Here is a 15425-nt window from a genome sequence, read left to right as displayed (position 1 = left end):
TTCAGTGAATATACTGATCAAGGATTGCTTTTTTATATCGAGATTTATTTATTCGCTTTATGCACTTTCAATAACTTCCCTTTAACTGTTGTCGTTTTCATTTCATTCAACACCAGCTTACCTTTGCCATTCAGTATATCAATATAGGTCACAGTGTCCTGGATTTTAATGATTCCGATGTCTTCTGCAGATACGCCAGGAATATTTGTAATTGTACCGACAAAGTCAACCGCGCGAAGCTTTTTCTTTTTACCACCGTTAAAATAGAGCTTCATAATATCTTTATTTACTAGTTCATTTTTGTTCTTTTTCAATTCAGGAAGGCTTTCTATTTTCTCTGTAAATGCGCCCATTGCTACTACAACTGCCTGTTTGGATGGAGCATTGCGTTGTTGAATTTCAAATCCAATGTACGCTTCAATCTCATCAAGGAAGTGATTTTCATTAGGCGTAACGAAAGAAATCGCTTTCCCTCTCTTACCAGCCCGTCCAGTTCTCCCTACTCTATGCACATAGCTTTCAGTTTCCACAGGGAGATCATAGTTAATTACATGCGTAATGCTGTCGATATCAATACCACGTGCAGCAACATCTGTGGCAACTAGGTAACGGAATTCGCCACGCTTGAATTCATCCATGACAGAGAAACGGTCTTCCTGCATCATGCCGCCATGGAGTTTGTCGCAAGTATAGTGGAGTTTTTCAAGCTGTTCAGTAACACTATCCACTTGATCTTTTGTCCGGCAAAAAATGATGCAGCTATCTGGATTTTCAACAACGGTCACATCACGCAGCAGGTCAAATTTCTGTGGATCCCTTACGATAATGAGTGAGTGGTCAATTTGATCCGTCAATGTAACTGTAGAAGCTATCTCAATATTTTTCGGGTTCTTCATATATTTACTGCTTAGTTTGCCTATCTTTTCTGGAAGTGTTGCTGAGAAAAGCATAGTCGTTCTATTTTTCGGTAATTTATTAATAATCGATTCGACTTGGTCAATAAAGCCCATATTTAGCATTTCATCAGCTTCATCTAGCACCAGATATTCAATTCGATCAAGCACAAGTGAACCTCGCTCAATATGATCGAATACACGCCCTGGTGTCCCGACAACTACGTGGCATTTTTGCTTCAGTTCTTCTTTTTGATAGGCATATGGTGATTTCCCGTAAACAGCGGCAGCTTTAATACGCTTAAAACGGCCAATGTTTGTAATGTCTTCTTTGACCTGATCTGCGAGTTCACGCGTCGGTGTTAAAATTAGCGCCTGTGGTTTGTTCTCGTCCCAGTCAACCATTTCACAGATGGGAATTCCAAAAGCCGCTGTCTTTCCGCTACCCGTCTGTGATTTGACAACTAAATCGTTTTTAGTAAGTGCCGCAGGAATTACTTTCTCCTGCACTTCTGTTGGTGAAGAATACCCAAGCCCGTCTAGCGCCCGTGTAATCTCCTTGCTTAAGTTGTAATCTTGAAATGTCATTGTTAATCAGCCTCTCATTCTAAGTGTATTATCTCACAAACAGGGGCCATTCGTCAGTTAAGGAAGTCTTCTGACACTAATTATAAGGGTGAAATACAAAAAAGAAAGAAATCAGCTATTTTATACATGGCTGATTTCTCTCTAAAGGGGCCTGACACTCAGTATTTACAGGTAAGAAAGTATAAGTTTTCCGACTTAGAATAGTGTCTAGCTTCAGACGCTCGGTTCTAGAAGGCGCCTTCCGCTTTTCTTACTTTTCAATCGTCACAATGTTGTCTTCTTCTAATTCAACAGTACCTGACTTATTAATAACGACTGATTCACCCTCAAATAGATTAGTGAAGATAATCGGAGTAATGATTGAAGTCGCATGCTCCTTAATATAATCAACATCGAATCTCAACAAAGGTTGTCCTTTTTTAACTTGATCACCTTGTGCAACTAAAGCTTCGAAACCTTTACCATCTAATTTGACCGTATCAATTCCAACATGAATTAAAATTTCTCTTCCTGAATCAGCTTGAATTCCTAATGCATGTTTTGTCGGGAAGAAAGTAACGATTGTCCCATCTACTGGTGAAACAACAATACCTTCAGATGGCACAATCGCAAAACCGTCGCCCATCATTTTTTCGGCAAACACAGCATCAGGCACTTCTGAAAGTGGCTTAATCTCGCCTTGTATCGGTGAAATAAATACATCTGTCGTTTGATTCGTTGTAACTTTACTTACAGTTTGGACAGGTTGTTCAACCACCTCAGTACGAGGTCGTTTTCCACTGATTACATCTTGAATTTGGCCTTTAATAATTTCAGAACGTGGGCCGAATATTGCTTGAATGTTATTACCAACTTCAAGTACGCCCGCCGCACCTAACTTTTTCAAGTCTTTTTTGTTAACGGCTTGAACATCGATAACAGATACACGAAGCCTTGTAATACAAGCATCTAACTGGCTGATATTCTTTTGACCACCCATTGCTTCAAGAATATTGTAAGCAAGATCAGTGTTGCCCTTTGGACCAGTTTTCGCTTCTTCTGTAACTTCATCATCTGCTTCACGTCCCGGTGTCATTAGATTAAACTTACTAATCATAAAGCGGAACAAGAAATAATAGATCACTGCAAAAACAAGGCCGAGTAATACGGCAATCCACCATGACTCTTTGCCCGGTAAAATACCGAAGAGGAAGAAGTCAATGGCTCCACCTGAGAAGGTGTAACCGATATGAACTTCCAAAAATGTCATCAATACAAATGATAAACCATCTAAAACAGCATGGAGTAAGAAAAGTATAGGCGACAGGAATAAAAATGAAAATTCAAGTGGTTCGGTTATCCCTGTTAAGAATGATGTTAAAGCACCTGATGCTAATAGTCCTGCAACTAATTTTTTCTTTTCTGGTCGCGCTGCATGATACATCGCGAGCGCTGCTGCCGGCAAACCAAACATCATAATTGGGAATTCTCCACCCATGAAGTTACCAGCTGTAAGTTGTACACCATCTTTTAATTGTGCAAAGAAGATTGTCATATCACCACGAACAACTGAACCAGCCGCCGTCGTATATGTACCAAATTCATACCAGAATGGTGCATGGAAAATATGGTGCAATCCAAACGGTATTAGCAAACGTTTGATAAATCCAAAGAAGAATACGGCTATATATGTACCTTCATCAAGTAACCAAAGTGATGCACTATTCATTCCGGCTTGAACTGTTGGCCAAATAACAATCAATAGTAATCCAGCTACGAAAGCCGCACCAGCTGTAGCAATTGGAACGAACCTTTTCCCTGCAAAGAACCCAAGGAAAGAAGGCATTTCAATATCATGAAACTTGTTGTAACAAAACGCTGCTATCAAACCTACAATAATCCCGCCGAAAACTCCGGTTTGTAACGTTGGAATTCCGAAAACGAGTGCATAGGCTGGATTATCAGCAAGCATGTCTGGTGTAATCCCGAGCCATGAACTCATTACTTGATTCAATACAAGGTAACCAACAAGTGCCGCAAGTGCTGCAGCGCCGTCTTTTGCTAACCCAATCGCGACACCAATTGCAAAGATAAGCGGTAAGTTATCAAAAATAATTCCCCCCGCATCTTCCATTACTGTTGCTGTCAACTGGATCCAATCTGCTGATAAAAATGGCAGATAGTTAAGCATTGTTTCTTGCTGGGCAGCATTACCTATACCAAGCAATAAACCTGCTGCTGGAAGTAGGGCTACTGGAAGCATTAAAGCTTGTCCAACTTTTTGTAAAACACCAAAAGTTTTTTTAAACACTGTATAACCTCCTAAATCTTTAATAAGTCATCGGGGTTTTTCAACTATATAGGTTGACATAAAAAATTCCATTGAATTCGCTACGGCGCTTGGGGATGCCTTCGCTTAGTTTAATAGCTATTCATATGTTCAACATATATACATACAAAAAAGACATGAGAAAAAAGGAAATTGAAATAAGCCTAAGAGTTGCCCCCAAAACTATCATCAATCATCTTTTCACTCATGCCTGATCGTATCAGTAACACGTACGAAGATAATATTTTTATAAATTATGTCTGACGCCAATTGTATTACCCAATGACTTTATATATTAACCCTATCATAGTTATTAGAACCTTGCAAATAGATTTATTTGACCTGCAACAGATTACGATCTTTATTCCATTTTTGCTTGAATCCGTTGGAGATGTAGTGTTAAGTAAACCGCTTCAGCTTCATAGATCTCTTTTTGTAAGGTCTGTTGCATTACTTTAATCAGCTTCCAAGCTAGATTGTAACAAATTGGATACTCGTTTTTTAACAACCCTGTGATTTTTTCCGGCTCAGCAATCTTGTCTCCACGCACCACCCGCTCAATTGCAAAACGAAGATGGCGGATTAAACGAATATAGTCAATGCTAGTTTTATCAATAATTATGTCCAATTGCTCTTCAATCATTGTGACAAGTCGAACAATTAAATCTGAATGTCTCGTTAATTCACGCACATTTTTATTTACAAGGGCACTGTGAATATGTAAGGCAATGAAACCAATTTCACCTTCTGGGAGCGCGACAGATAGCTGTTCATTGACCATCGCTGTCACTTCAGCAGCAATTTTATACTCATCAGGATAAAGTGCCTTTGTCTCCAGTAAAAAAGGATTCCGAATTACCATTCCCCGTCTCATCCGATTAACCGCAAAGAATAAATGGTCTGTCAGCGCTATGTGGATATGTTCATTTAGCGGCATGCCAGCCCGTTCCCGAATAATTTCGACTGCTGAAATAAGCACTTTTAATGTCTTTTCATCAAGAGTGGAAATAAGCTGTTTGTACTGCTCCTGCTCTTCAGGATCATTCAATACAAATAATTTCTCAACTTCCTCTCGAATAATCGACTCTCCAGACTTTTTACCAAAGCCAATGCCCCGACCAATTAAAACGACTTCATTTCCATTCACATCAGTAGCAATAAGTACATTATTATTCAACGCTTTCTTGATCAGGTACGTTTTCATCCATCTATCCCCATTATCTTTTCTTGACTCTATTCTAGCACTAATCTCAATTGAATAGGTGCTTTCAGCATGCTTAAAGAATAGACTCAAGCACTTGACTGCTTGCATGTGCAACGTAAGAGTTAAAACAATTCTAAGGCTCTTTTAAAAACCAGTCGGCCAATTTGCCAAACGCCGCTCGCTTTTACTGCCATTTTTATTACACGCGTATTCGAGGGCTTGGCATAAAAACTTACGGGTGTCGCGTGGGTCAATCACATCATCAATGTAATGCTCTGCTGCCGCCTTGTAAGGTGAACTGTCAAAAGCCCATTTTTGCAAAAGTTCTTCCCTTTCTTTTTTTGGATCATCTGATTGTTCCAATTGCCGACCATATACAACATTAATACCCACTTCAGGTCCCGTAAAGTTTATTTCTGCAGTTGGCCATGCAACCACAAAATCTGCCCCCATCGTTGGGCCACACATATTGCCGTAGGCGGCTCCAATGCTTTTGCGAATGATGACGGATATTTTAGGTACAGTTGATTGTGCCAGGGCTTGATTCCATACCATAATTTTTGTTGGCATTTTCTCTTTTTCGGCTTGGTTACTTACACGAAAACCCGGCGTATCATGCAAAAAGATAAGTGGAATATGAAAAGAATCACATAAGCAAATAAAATCAGTCGCTTTTTCACACTCTTCTGGACCAGAAGCCCCTGTATACTTATTTGGCTGATTCGCTATAATACCAACTACCCTGCCATTTAAATGAGATAAAATTGTTAACAATGCTGGGCCATAGGTAGATTTATATTCGAAATAGTCCCCATCATCCACAAGTTCCTTAACTATTTCTTTCATATTATAAATACGATTTGATTCTTTTGGTAAATTGTCTAGTACATGATCCAACCGGCGTAATGGATCATCGTTCGTTTCTTTTATAGGCGGCTCTTCTGAAGCATTAGACGGCATGTATTGAAAGAAATCCTTCATTTGATTGATACATGCTTCTACTGTTTCCCCGAATGCATCTACTTGGCCTGTATCTCGTGCATGAACTTCCCAACCACCCAGTTCCTCTTTGGAAATCTTTTGGCCTGTTGCCATTTCCAATATACGTGGGCCAGCAACTGCCATACACGTCCCTTTCAATTGGGTAACGAAGTCGGAAGAAACCGCCATCCATGTCGGTCCCCCAAAACTATCGCCAAGAATACTTGTGATAGAAGGTACTTCCCGTCCAACCATTAACATTTCTTGTGGGAACAGCTTCGTACTGATACCGTCGGAACCCATTCCATCCGGCATTCGCAGTCCACCACCTTCACTTAGGTTAAACATCGGCATTCCACGCTTAATCGCGTATGCGAAAAGCCACTTCGACTTCCTTAAGTGTACGGTCCCTTCTGTTCCAGCAAATACCGATTTATCCCCCGCTTGAATAACGACAGGACGACCGTTCACTTTTCCAATGCCACCGATTAACCCATCACCCGCACTTTTGTCTTTTGATCCAACAACATCGGAATGATTTAACATCCCAAGCTCCATGAAGGTCCCTTCATCAACAAGTAATTCGATTCTTTCCCTTGCCGTATAATGGCCGCTTGAACGTTGCAGATTTAATTTATCAATGCCGCCATTTAACTGGGCTTTTTGCTTTCTTTCCTCTAAATCTTTCACTGCCATTTGAATTGTATCTTCAGCACTCTTCGTCATGTTTGACTCCTTTCAATCCCTATTCTCTTTTAGCAGTCTTCTTAATACTTTCCCTGAACTTGTTGTAGGGAGTACGTCTATAAACTCGATTGCTCTTGGATATTTATAAGCAGCCATATTTTCTTTCGCCCATTCAATCATTTCTGATTCCTGTATATTGTTTTTGAAATCTGATTTTAAGACGACAAAAGCTTTCACGCTTTCTCCTCTTTTTTCGTCAGGTACACCGATTACTACACTTTGTAAGATAGCGGGGTGTCGGCTAAGCAATACTTCTACATCTTCCGGGAAAACACTATATCCCGAACACTTAATCATTTCCTTTACACGTCCAAGATAATATAGATAGCCATCTTCATCTATTTTCCCGATATCCCCCGTGTAGACCCAACCATTCCGCAATGTCTCTGCTGTTGCCTCAGGATGATTTAAGTACCCTTTGAAAACACCCGGGTTCTTCAATACAATTTCTCCTTCATGCCCTATTGATAAGTCATCCCCAGTTAGTGGATCTATAATTCTTAACTCAGTTTCATAAGTTGGTATGCCACAACTGCCGAATTTAATTTTTTCTTGTGGCATGAATGTATCTCCTGTATGTGTTTCGCTCAAACCATAGGACGCTTCAAACATAAGACAGCCATCTGTAACCTCTTTCCACTTATTTGCTAATGATTCAGTTACAGCAATTCCGAAACTAGTCGCCATATTTTTTCTGAGTGATGTTAAATCACTATTTTCGATAGTCGGTAAGGTTAAAATGGCGGCGTTCATTGCCGCTATGCTATACCAAGTTGTCACCCGATATTTTTCAATCGCCGAAATTGTAGTTTGTGGATCAAATCTTGTAAGTAATACCGTTTCACAACCGCTATACACGGGAATATTTACTCCCATCAGCATGCCCGCGATATGGCAGAGCGGTGCAACTGTCAACATGATATCAGTCGCTTTTAGTTGATTTGTATCAACATTGGCAGCTGTTTTAAATAATGCATTGCCATGTGTCAGCATTGCGGCTTTTGGCCTCCCAGATGTACCTGAGGTAAACGCCAATAACGCAACATCTTCCCATATATTAATCGTTGGATAGTCTTTTAATGGTTCCGTCGTATTCAAAATTTCGAGTAAATCTATTGTATTTTCATGACGGATTTTCGGTAGGTTATATTCATTTGGAAACAAAAGCGCAGGTTTCTCAGGTAGATAGTCAATGTAGTTGGTCGTAATTATAAACTCCAGTGTTGGCGTCTCATTGGTGATTTTTTCAATATGGCTATATAGTTCCTGACCTGCAATTACAGCTTTCACTCCACTTTCACTTATTAAATAAACCAATTCAGCTTCTTTGTACATAGGATTTAAAGGAACAACAATGGCACCAATTCGCTGAATAGCATAATGACCAATTAAATACTGGGGACAGTTTTGCAAATACAGACCAATTCGATCTCCTTTTACAATTCCTTCTGTCTTAAAAAATTGGGCCAAGCGATCAATAGCTCCATTTAGTTTTTTCCAGGTAAGTTCATTACCGTAAAATTGATAGGCTACTTGATTTGGCGAATCTTCCGCATTACGTTTAACATATTCATGTAATGGAATTTCACCACAGCGAAATGTCAACTCTTTAGAAACACCACTTGGCCAGCTCTTTTGTAAAACATCATTCAAATTCTTCACCATCCTATTCCTTTAATAAATTCCAACTACCTATATATTTTCAACATGTGACTACATGTAAAAACTAAGCGAATCCGCCTTAGAAGGGGTAGCCGAAGCCATAAGACTGATGGCCTCGCAACGATCAGGCTTATGACGGGAGGCATCCCCGAGCACCGCAGCGGAGTTGAGGGGGCATCTTTATCTCAACTCTCTAATTACTACTATTATTAAGGAATCAAAACAAGTTTCCCCATCGTTTTTCTCCCCTGCATCAATCGATGTACATCCGCCGCTTCTTCCAGTCTATACGTGCCGCCAATCGTCAATGCTAAATCGCCGCTCTCAATAAACCCAAGCAATTCCTTGAAACTAGCTTGATACATATCATAATTATTCATAATTTGTGGCAGGAAAAATCCAATGACAGATTGATTGCGGCGCATCAATTCTCCAGCCAGCAGTGGTGAGGATTCACCGCTTGCCGCACCAAATACAACCACACGTCCGAATGGTGCAAGGCATTTCAACGTCTTGCGGAAAATATCGCCACCGACCATTTCAAGTGCTAGATCCACACCTTTACCATTGGTTAGTTCACGGACCTTTAATTCCCAACCTTCTTCTGTATAGTTAACAACATGATCGGCACCCATTTCTTTTGCATGCACCATTTTTTCATCACTGCTTGCAGTAGCAATAATCTTGCCTGCTCCAAATATTTTGGCAAGTTGAACTGCAATTGCACCGACCCCACCTGCTGCTGCATGAACGAGGACGGTTTCTCCTTTTTCAAGCCGTCCCATTGTCTTTAAAATATGGTATGCCGTTTGCCCTTGCAGGGGTAGCGCGACTGCCTCAACAAAATCAACGCCGTCAGGAATAGGGGCAAGTGCCATCTCGTGAAGATTCACATACTCCGCATAACCCGCCGATTCAATTAAAGACACGACGCGCATACCAGATTTATAACGTTTAACGTCTTTCCCTACTTCAGTAATAACGCCTGCAACTTCAGCTCCAGGCATAAACGGCAGCGGAGTCGGCACAACGTATTTCCCTTCACGACGCGCGATATCCGCATAATTCACACCAATCGCCTTCACTTCAACCAGCACTTCTTGATCGCCAATTGTTGGTTTATCGATATCGACTAGTTCCAACACGTTCGGACCTCCATACTGTTCAAATCGAATTGCTTTCATCTTCAAAATCCCCCTTTAAGATATATACTGCCGTGATTCATTAAATGCTTTAGCAATGGCTCTTTTCGTTTGGATTGTGCCTTTACTCGCTAGATTACTAAATCGATTTGTCACATCAGCAAGTGCTGTCTTGCGCTTCTCTCCAGTTGTAACACCTGCAATCAATTTGCGAGCAATCATCTCAACTTCGAAAAGCGTATCGTCAATCAAAGCTTCTGTCAGTTGCACTTTAAGAGTAGATTTTTCTTCACCTTTTTTTGCAATTGATTTCTCAGTTCGCAGTACAGCAGATTCAGCTGCGTATAGTGCAATTGCGATGTCAGCCAATTTTAGTATCGTTTCTTGCTCATCCACAATACGAACTGCAAAAGCTTCATAAGCAAGACCTATGGACAGTAAAAATACATTGCGGATTGAACGAATTGCTTCTTTTTCACGGGCTAGAATTTTATCCTCTAACTCAATTGATTGCTTTAGTTGCGCAACGGCCTGCCCGACAAGCCCTGGTAACGGGACTAATCCTTTCCCCACCTGTTGCAACAGAGCCATCGGAATGAGCAATCGGTTGATTTCATTTGTGCCTTCGAAAATTCGGTTAATACGCGAATCACGATACACTTGTTCAACCTTATACTCTTTTATAAATCCATAACCGCCATGAAGTTGAAGTGATTCATCCGCAACATAATCCAACGTTTCAGAACCGTATACTTTGCAGATAGCGGCTTCAACCGCATACTCCCTCATTCTGTCTGCAATAAGCTTCATGTCACTTGACCCGTCCACTTCACCAAGTGCATCTTCAAGATAGGAAGCAGTTCGGTATTGAAGAGACTCTGCTGCGTAAATGCGTATTGCCATATCTGCCACTTTTTCTTCGGTAGCTGTAAAGGATGCAATCGCCTTGCCAAATTGTTGACGTTCATTTGTATAATCAATCGCTAACTTGAAAGTGTATTTGGCGGCTCCTGTGCAGGCAGAACCAAGATTGAAGCGCCCAAGATTCAGTACGTTCAATGCAATATGATGTCCTTTGCCGATTTCACCTAATAAGTTCTGGACAGGCACTTCACAGTTGTCGAAAAATACGGCTGTCGTGGACGAACCCTTGATGCCCATCTTCTGTTCTTCCGGCCCAAGTGATAAGCCTGGAAAATCTTTTTCAACGATGAACGCCGTAAACTTGGTACCATCGACTTTTGCATAGACAATGAAGGTATCGGAAAACGAAGCATTTGTAATGAACATCTTCGTTCCGTTCAACAAATAATGCGTTCCCTCTTCATTTAATAGCGCTGTAGTAGATGCAGCTAAGGCATCCGACCCGGCAGAAGGCTCTGTAAGGCAATAGGCGCCGATAAATTCACCAGATGCAAGCTTCGGCAAATACCTTTCTTTTTGCCACTGCGATCCGAAATACGTAATCGGTAACGTTGCAATACATGTGTGATTAGAATGTGCAACGCTATAACCACCTGCAGCTCCGATAATTTCCCCTACAAGCCCTTTCGTGATTTTATCGAGGCCAAGTCCACCGTATTTCTCGGGAATACTATGGGCAAGCAAACCCAATTCTCCTGCTTTTCTAAGAAGTGACCTGACAAGCGTAAAGTCCCCGCCCTCAATTTGTTCATTGTGAGGTCGCACTTCTTTTTCAATGAATTTCTTCGCCGTATCGGCAATCATATGGTGTTCAGCCGTAAAATCTTCCGGGGTGAAAATAGCTTCTGGCTGCGATACGCTGTATAAAAATGACGTACCACGATATATTAGTTGATCAGTAGTCAATCGTTTTATCCCCTTTCACACTCATTTTCCCGCCCTCAAATTCGGGTACAACCTCAACTATTCCTCTAGTAGCGGAATAGAGAATATCTTCCTCCAAATCCACTTGCATAAGCATCTGGCCTGTTAAAGATGTTTTGAGTATCGAAGCGGCGTTCTCTTTATTCCCTCTATATAAATACAGAGCTGCTTTCGCAGAATCCGTCAGTTCCCACGACTCATTTTGTCGAAGTAATTCATCTATGAAATAGCCTGCCCCGTAAAAGTCCTCTAGGGAAAACTGCTTCATGGTTCCAGCGCAAATTAAAATGATTGAATCGTCCACGTGCTCTAGTGCTATTTTTCGTGCAACAGCGTGCCCATTTATCAATGAGGCGGCGAATACCTTTTTTGCGTTCTCGACATGACGAATAGCGACGGTGCCATTCGTTGTTGAAAGGATGATAGTTTTTCCCTTTGCAACATGTTTAAGTATCGTGGGAAGCGGATCCACAAAACCTTCAATTGTTAGTCCTTCAGATTCTCCAGCTATAATTGTCGCTGATTTCTCAAAACTTCCCGCTACTTTCAAGGCTTCCTCCCCGTCCATTACAGGGATAACTTCCTTTGCTCCATGATGAAGAAGTGTGGCAATGGTCGTTGTCGCAAGTAAAATATCAAACACGACTGCCACTTTATCTTTATTAATCAACTCTGGCATGATCGCTTCTTTTTGAAGAATGACATGAAGCTTTGGTCGAGTTACTGTCATCATTTTGTCGTTCCGACCATCGCTTGCTTGACAAGTATCTCTACAAATTTATCCATATGAGAGAAGCGAGCATCTGTCGTTTGTCCATTTTTATAGCGGTAATAAATTTGCTGACAAATGACAGCGAGTTTAAAGTACGCAAAGGTACTATAATAATTAATATTCGTCATATCCCGCCCACTTTTCTCTGCATAACGCGCAATAAAATCTTCGCGTGTGAAAAATCCTTTCTGAATCGTAATCGGTGGTTTGCCAAGTCCATGCAGTAACTGATCCGGATCATCTGCCTGCATCCAATAACTTAGTGCCGCCCCGACATCTGCAAGTGGGTCTCCAACAGTCGTCATTTCCCAGTCAAACAATCCTGTCATCACAGAATAATCAGGTGAAAACATCGCATTATTTAATTTATAATCGTAGTGAATAATCGTTGGTTCAGCTGATTCAGGAATATTGTTTTGCAGCCAAGTAGTAAGCGCTGCAACTTCCTCAATAGCAGATGTCTTCGCTTTTTCATAGCGTCCAATCCAGCCATGGACTTGCCTTTCCAAGAACCCGTCCGGCTTGACCATCTCAACAAGTGCTGTTTTTTTGTAGTCAATCGCATGTAACTCCACAAGTTTATCGACCATGATTTCAGATACTTTTCTTCCTAATTCTTCAGGAGAATTCGTACCACTTGGAAACTCTGTATCGAGAACAATTCCGTTCCGTCTTTCCATAACAAAAAATGGGCTACCTATGATAGTTGAATCATTACAAAAGACGAGCGGTTTCGGTGCAGTTGGATAAACAGGATGAAGTGCAGCTAATACATTGAATTCTCGTTCCATATCATGCGCTTTCGCAGCAACTGGACCGAGTGGCGGACGTCGAAGTACCGCTTGCCAAGTCCCTATTTCGATTTCATAGGTTAAATTAGAATGGCCCGTTCCAAACTGCCGAACTTCAAGTTCACCTTCTGGTAAATCGGCACAATTCTCCCGAAGAAATCGCAAGAGGACTTCTTCGTCCAATCCTTCTCCTTTTCGGACAGGTATCGTATCGTTAGTTGTTGATATCACCCTACTCACTCCCTATTCTTTTGGAATTAATTCACCCTCATCAGCCGCGATTGTAGGAATAGAATCCTTGTCCCGTTTTCCGTCCTAAATGACCTGCTTCTACTTTTTGCACAATACATGCAGCTGGTTTGTCTGCCTGATTTCCCGTTTCCGCGAATTGCTGCTGCATGACAAAATTGACAACGTCTGCTCCGGATAAATCAATAAGTTCAAACGGTCCCAATGGATGCCCAAGCGATTTTTTCACGATTAAATCTATATCTTTAAAATCAGCGATTCCATTTTCATAAAGTGCAACGGCTTCTTTATGAATTGCGCCTAATATACGGTTTGCGACAAAGCCGGATATTTCCTTTCGAAGGATAATTCCCTCCTTGCCGATTTTTTCACAAACAGCTAATGCAGTCTGCGCTGTTTCTTCAGACGTTTCTTCACTCATGACGATTTCCACACACTCCATAACCAGAGGTGGGAAAAAGAAATGCGCGTTACAAACTTTGTCTGGACGCTCCGTCACTTCTGCAAGCAACGAGTTGACGATGGTTGAACTATTAGAGGCTAAAATGGCATGTTTCGGTGTAAGACGGTCCAGTTCCCTAAACAATTGCTGTTTACTAGTTAGTTTTTCCACAATCGCTTCAATTACAAAATCTGCATCTCTCGCGGCTTCGTTGAGATTATCCGTGAATGTGAGATTTTGAAAAGCAGTTTCCTTGCTACTGGCAGTTAACTTCCCACTTGCAACCCATTTATCCATTCGCTTTTCCAAGCTCGCTTCTGCATCCTTCAGTGCTTCACTATTTACATCCTGCAATGAAGTCCTGTATCCTCCAAGCGCGCACAGCATAGCAATTTGATGCCCCATTTGTCCCGCTCCAACAACAAGAATATGCTTAATTTCATTCGCACTCATCATTCATTCCCCCTTCAAATCAATTCCGTGTAAGATGAAATCCATATACATACTCGCAAGCTCTTTCGACGATATATTGCCAGACGGGTCAAACCATTCATAACTCCAGTTTGTAACCCCTAAAATCGCAAAAGTAGTCATTTTGGGATCTAGATTATCCCGAAACTCCTTCTTTTCAATTCCCTCTTTAATGATTTTCTCAATAGTGAGATGGAACATTCTTCGTTTATTTTTTATGACACTACTGTTTTCCTCTGATAAATGACGCATCTCCCTAAAGTAAACACGTACATTTGAACCTTGTGTTTGAATATCCTTAATGAGCATCTCAACAATTTTCGTAAGCTGATTTCGGCAACTTTCATTACTGTCTAAAACCTTCTTTTGTCTGGCTACTAAATCATCGATATAGCGGAGATGGATGTCCATAAGAAGCGTTTCTTTACTCGTGAAGTAATAGTAAAAAGTCCCTTTCGTCACGCCTAGTGAATCAACAATGTCCTGGACAGAGGTTGAACTAAACCCTTTCCGTTCAAAAAGTTGAATGCTTTGTCTAGTAAGCTCTTCTTTCATAATGTACTCATTCCACCATCGACTAGCAGAATATCTCCCGTCATATAGTCAGAAGCTTTCGATGCAAGGAAAAGAGCGACACCTTTTAAATCTTCTTCTGACCCTAAGCGGTTTAACGGTGTGGAATTTAAAATATATTCATGCCCTTGTTCAATTGTGACTTTTGACATTTTGGTTGGGAAAAATCCAGGTGCAATCGCATTAACGTTAATATTGTGCTGCCCCCATTTAGCTGCGAGATCTTTCGTAAATGTGATAACTGCTCCTTTACTGGTGTTGTAGCCGATAGTATCCATAAAGCTCGGATGCGTCCCGCCAAGTCCAGCAACGGATGCGATGTTAATGATTTTTCCGTTTTCTTGCTCAATCATGATTTTGCCGACTTCTTGACTCATCAAAAATGTGCCATTGACGTTTACATCCATCACTTTTTTCCACGCTTCATAGGGCATGTCAACAACAGGCGCACCCCATGTTGCCCCGCTATTGTTGACAAGGATGTCTATCGTGCCAAAAATTTTCATCGTCTCTTCAACTACCTTTTTTACGTCTTGCTGATTCGTCACGTCACATGCAAGTCCAATCGACCGAACACCAAGCGCTTCCAGTTCTTTGCTCATTTCAATACAAGCTTCAATATTGCGTGAACACAGCACAACGTTTGCACCTGCTTCCGCAAACCCTTTTGCAATCTGTGCCCCAAGTCCTCTGCCACCACCTGTTACGATTGCTGTTTTCCCCGTTAATCTAAAAAGGTCAAGTACAGTCATAA

12 protein-coding genes are annotated in these 15425 nt (G+C 41.2%); all 12 read right to left on the bottom strand.

The features are described 5' to 3' along the window. Positions 1-44: 44 nt before the first annotated feature. The 12 genes from MKY15_RS13605 to MKY15_RS13550 all read right to left on the bottom strand — a co-directional run bounded on the left by MKY15_RS13605 (position 45) and on the right by MKY15_RS13550 (position 15423). Positions 45-1481 carry a DEAD/DEAH box helicase gene (locus MKY15_RS13605; protein WP_067206849.1) on the bottom strand — a complete coding sequence of 479 codons (1437 nt, stop codon included), beginning with the start codon at positions 1479-1481 and terminating at the stop codon, positions 45-47. A 250-nt stretch (positions 1482-1731) separates the two neighbouring features. After that, positions 1732-3771, bottom strand: a complete 2040-nt coding sequence (gene ptsG / locus MKY15_RS13600) for a glucose-specific PTS transporter subunit IIBC (protein WP_342537765.1) — start codon at positions 3769-3771, stop codon at positions 1732-1734. 379 nt (positions 3772-4150) lie between these two features. Then, positions 4151-4993: a transcription antiterminator gene (locus MKY15_RS13595; RefSeq protein ID WP_067206843.1), complete on the bottom strand. Its 843-nt coding sequence runs from the start codon at positions 4991-4993 to the stop codon at positions 4151-4153. Positions 4994-5137: 144 nt separating this feature from the next. After that, on the bottom strand, positions 5138-6700 hold the full coding sequence (locus MKY15_RS13590) for a carboxyl transferase domain-containing protein (protein ID WP_342537764.1): 1563 nt from the start codon (positions 6698-6700) through the stop codon (positions 5138-5140). Positions 6701-6712: 12 nt separating this feature from the next. Continuing rightward, positions 6713-8383, bottom strand: a complete 1671-nt coding sequence (locus MKY15_RS13585; RefSeq protein ID WP_342537762.1) for an AMP-binding protein — start codon at positions 8381-8383, stop codon at positions 6713-6715. A 209-nt stretch (positions 8384-8592) separates the two neighbouring features. Next, entirely contained in the window at positions 8593-9567 is a 975-nt protein-coding gene (locus tag MKY15_RS13580; protein ID WP_342537761.1) for a zinc-binding dehydrogenase, read from the bottom strand. Between the two features lie 15 nt (positions 9568-9582). Continuing rightward, positions 9583-11337, bottom strand: coding sequence for an acyl-CoA dehydrogenase family protein (locus tag MKY15_RS13575; RefSeq protein ID WP_342539752.1), 1755 nt, complete (start codon positions 11335-11337; stop codon positions 9583-9585). 7 nt (positions 11338-11344) lie between these two features. Next, positions 11345-12106 (bottom strand): 2-phosphosulfolactate phosphatase, encoded by a 762-nt coding sequence (locus tag MKY15_RS13570; RefSeq protein WP_342537760.1) that lies wholly within the window; start codon positions 12104-12106, stop codon positions 11345-11347. Then, positions 12103-13164, bottom strand: a complete 1062-nt coding sequence (locus tag MKY15_RS13565; RefSeq protein ID WP_340742580.1) for a phosphotransferase family protein — start codon at positions 13162-13164, stop codon at positions 12103-12105. The genes MKY15_RS13570 and MKY15_RS13565 overlap by 4 nt, the downstream gene beginning before the upstream one ends. 43 nt (positions 13165-13207) lie before the next feature. Continuing rightward, positions 13208-14080, bottom strand: a complete 873-nt coding sequence (locus MKY15_RS13560) for a 3-hydroxyacyl-CoA dehydrogenase family protein (protein WP_342537759.1) — start codon at positions 14078-14080, stop codon at positions 13208-13210. A gap of 3 nt (positions 14081-14083) precedes the next feature. After that, complete coding sequence (locus MKY15_RS13555) at positions 14084-14653, bottom strand: TetR/AcrR family transcriptional regulator (RefSeq protein ID WP_067206833.1); 570 nt, start codon at positions 14651-14653, stop codon at positions 14084-14086. Next, positions 14650-15423: an SDR family oxidoreductase gene (locus tag MKY15_RS13550; RefSeq protein WP_342537758.1), complete on the bottom strand. Its 774-nt coding sequence runs from the start codon at positions 15421-15423 to the stop codon at positions 14650-14652. The genes MKY15_RS13555 and MKY15_RS13550 overlap by 4 nt, the downstream gene beginning before the upstream one ends. Positions 15424-15425: the final 2 nt, after the last annotated feature.

This window comes from Sporosarcina sp. FSL K6-1540, from assembly GCF_038620285.1.
Classification (GTDB): domain Bacteria; phylum Bacillota; class Bacilli; order Bacillales_A; family Planococcaceae; genus Sporosarcina; species Sporosarcina psychrophila.
The sequence above is the reverse complement of the archived record's forward strand: the minus strand, read 5'-3'. Positions and strand labels throughout refer to the sequence as shown.

Excerpts from the sequence above, each read along its gene's own strand:
- MKY15_RS13605 (WP_067206849.1), bottom strand. The coding sequence starts at position 1,481 with ATGACATTTCAAGATTACAACTTAAGCAAGGAGATTACACGGGCGCTA.
- MKY15_RS13595 (WP_067206843.1), bottom strand. The coding sequence starts at position 4,993 with ATGAAAACGTACCTGATCAAGAAAGCGTTGAATAATAATGTACTTATT.
- MKY15_RS13590 (WP_342537764.1), bottom strand. The coding sequence starts at position 6,700 with ATGACGAAGAGTGCTGAAGATACAATTCAAATGGCAGTGAAAGATTTA.
- MKY15_RS13580 (WP_342537761.1), bottom strand. The coding sequence starts at position 9,567 with ATGAAAGCAATTCGATTTGAACAGTATGGAGGTCCGAACGTGTTGGAA.
- MKY15_RS13570 (WP_342537760.1), bottom strand. The coding sequence starts at position 12,106 with ATGATGACAGTAACTCGACCAAAGCTTCATGTCATTCTTCAAAAAGAA.
- MKY15_RS13560 (WP_342537759.1), bottom strand. The coding sequence starts at position 14,080 with ATGAGTGCGAATGAAATTAAGCATATTCTTGTTGTTGGAGCGGGACAA.
- MKY15_RS13555 (WP_067206833.1), bottom strand. The coding sequence starts at position 14,653 with ATGAAAGAAGAGCTTACTAGACAAAGCATTCAACTTTTTGAACGGAAA.
- MKY15_RS13550 (WP_342537758.1), bottom strand. The coding sequence starts at position 15,423 with ATGACTGTACTTGACCTTTTTAGATTAACGGGGAAAACAGCAATCGTA.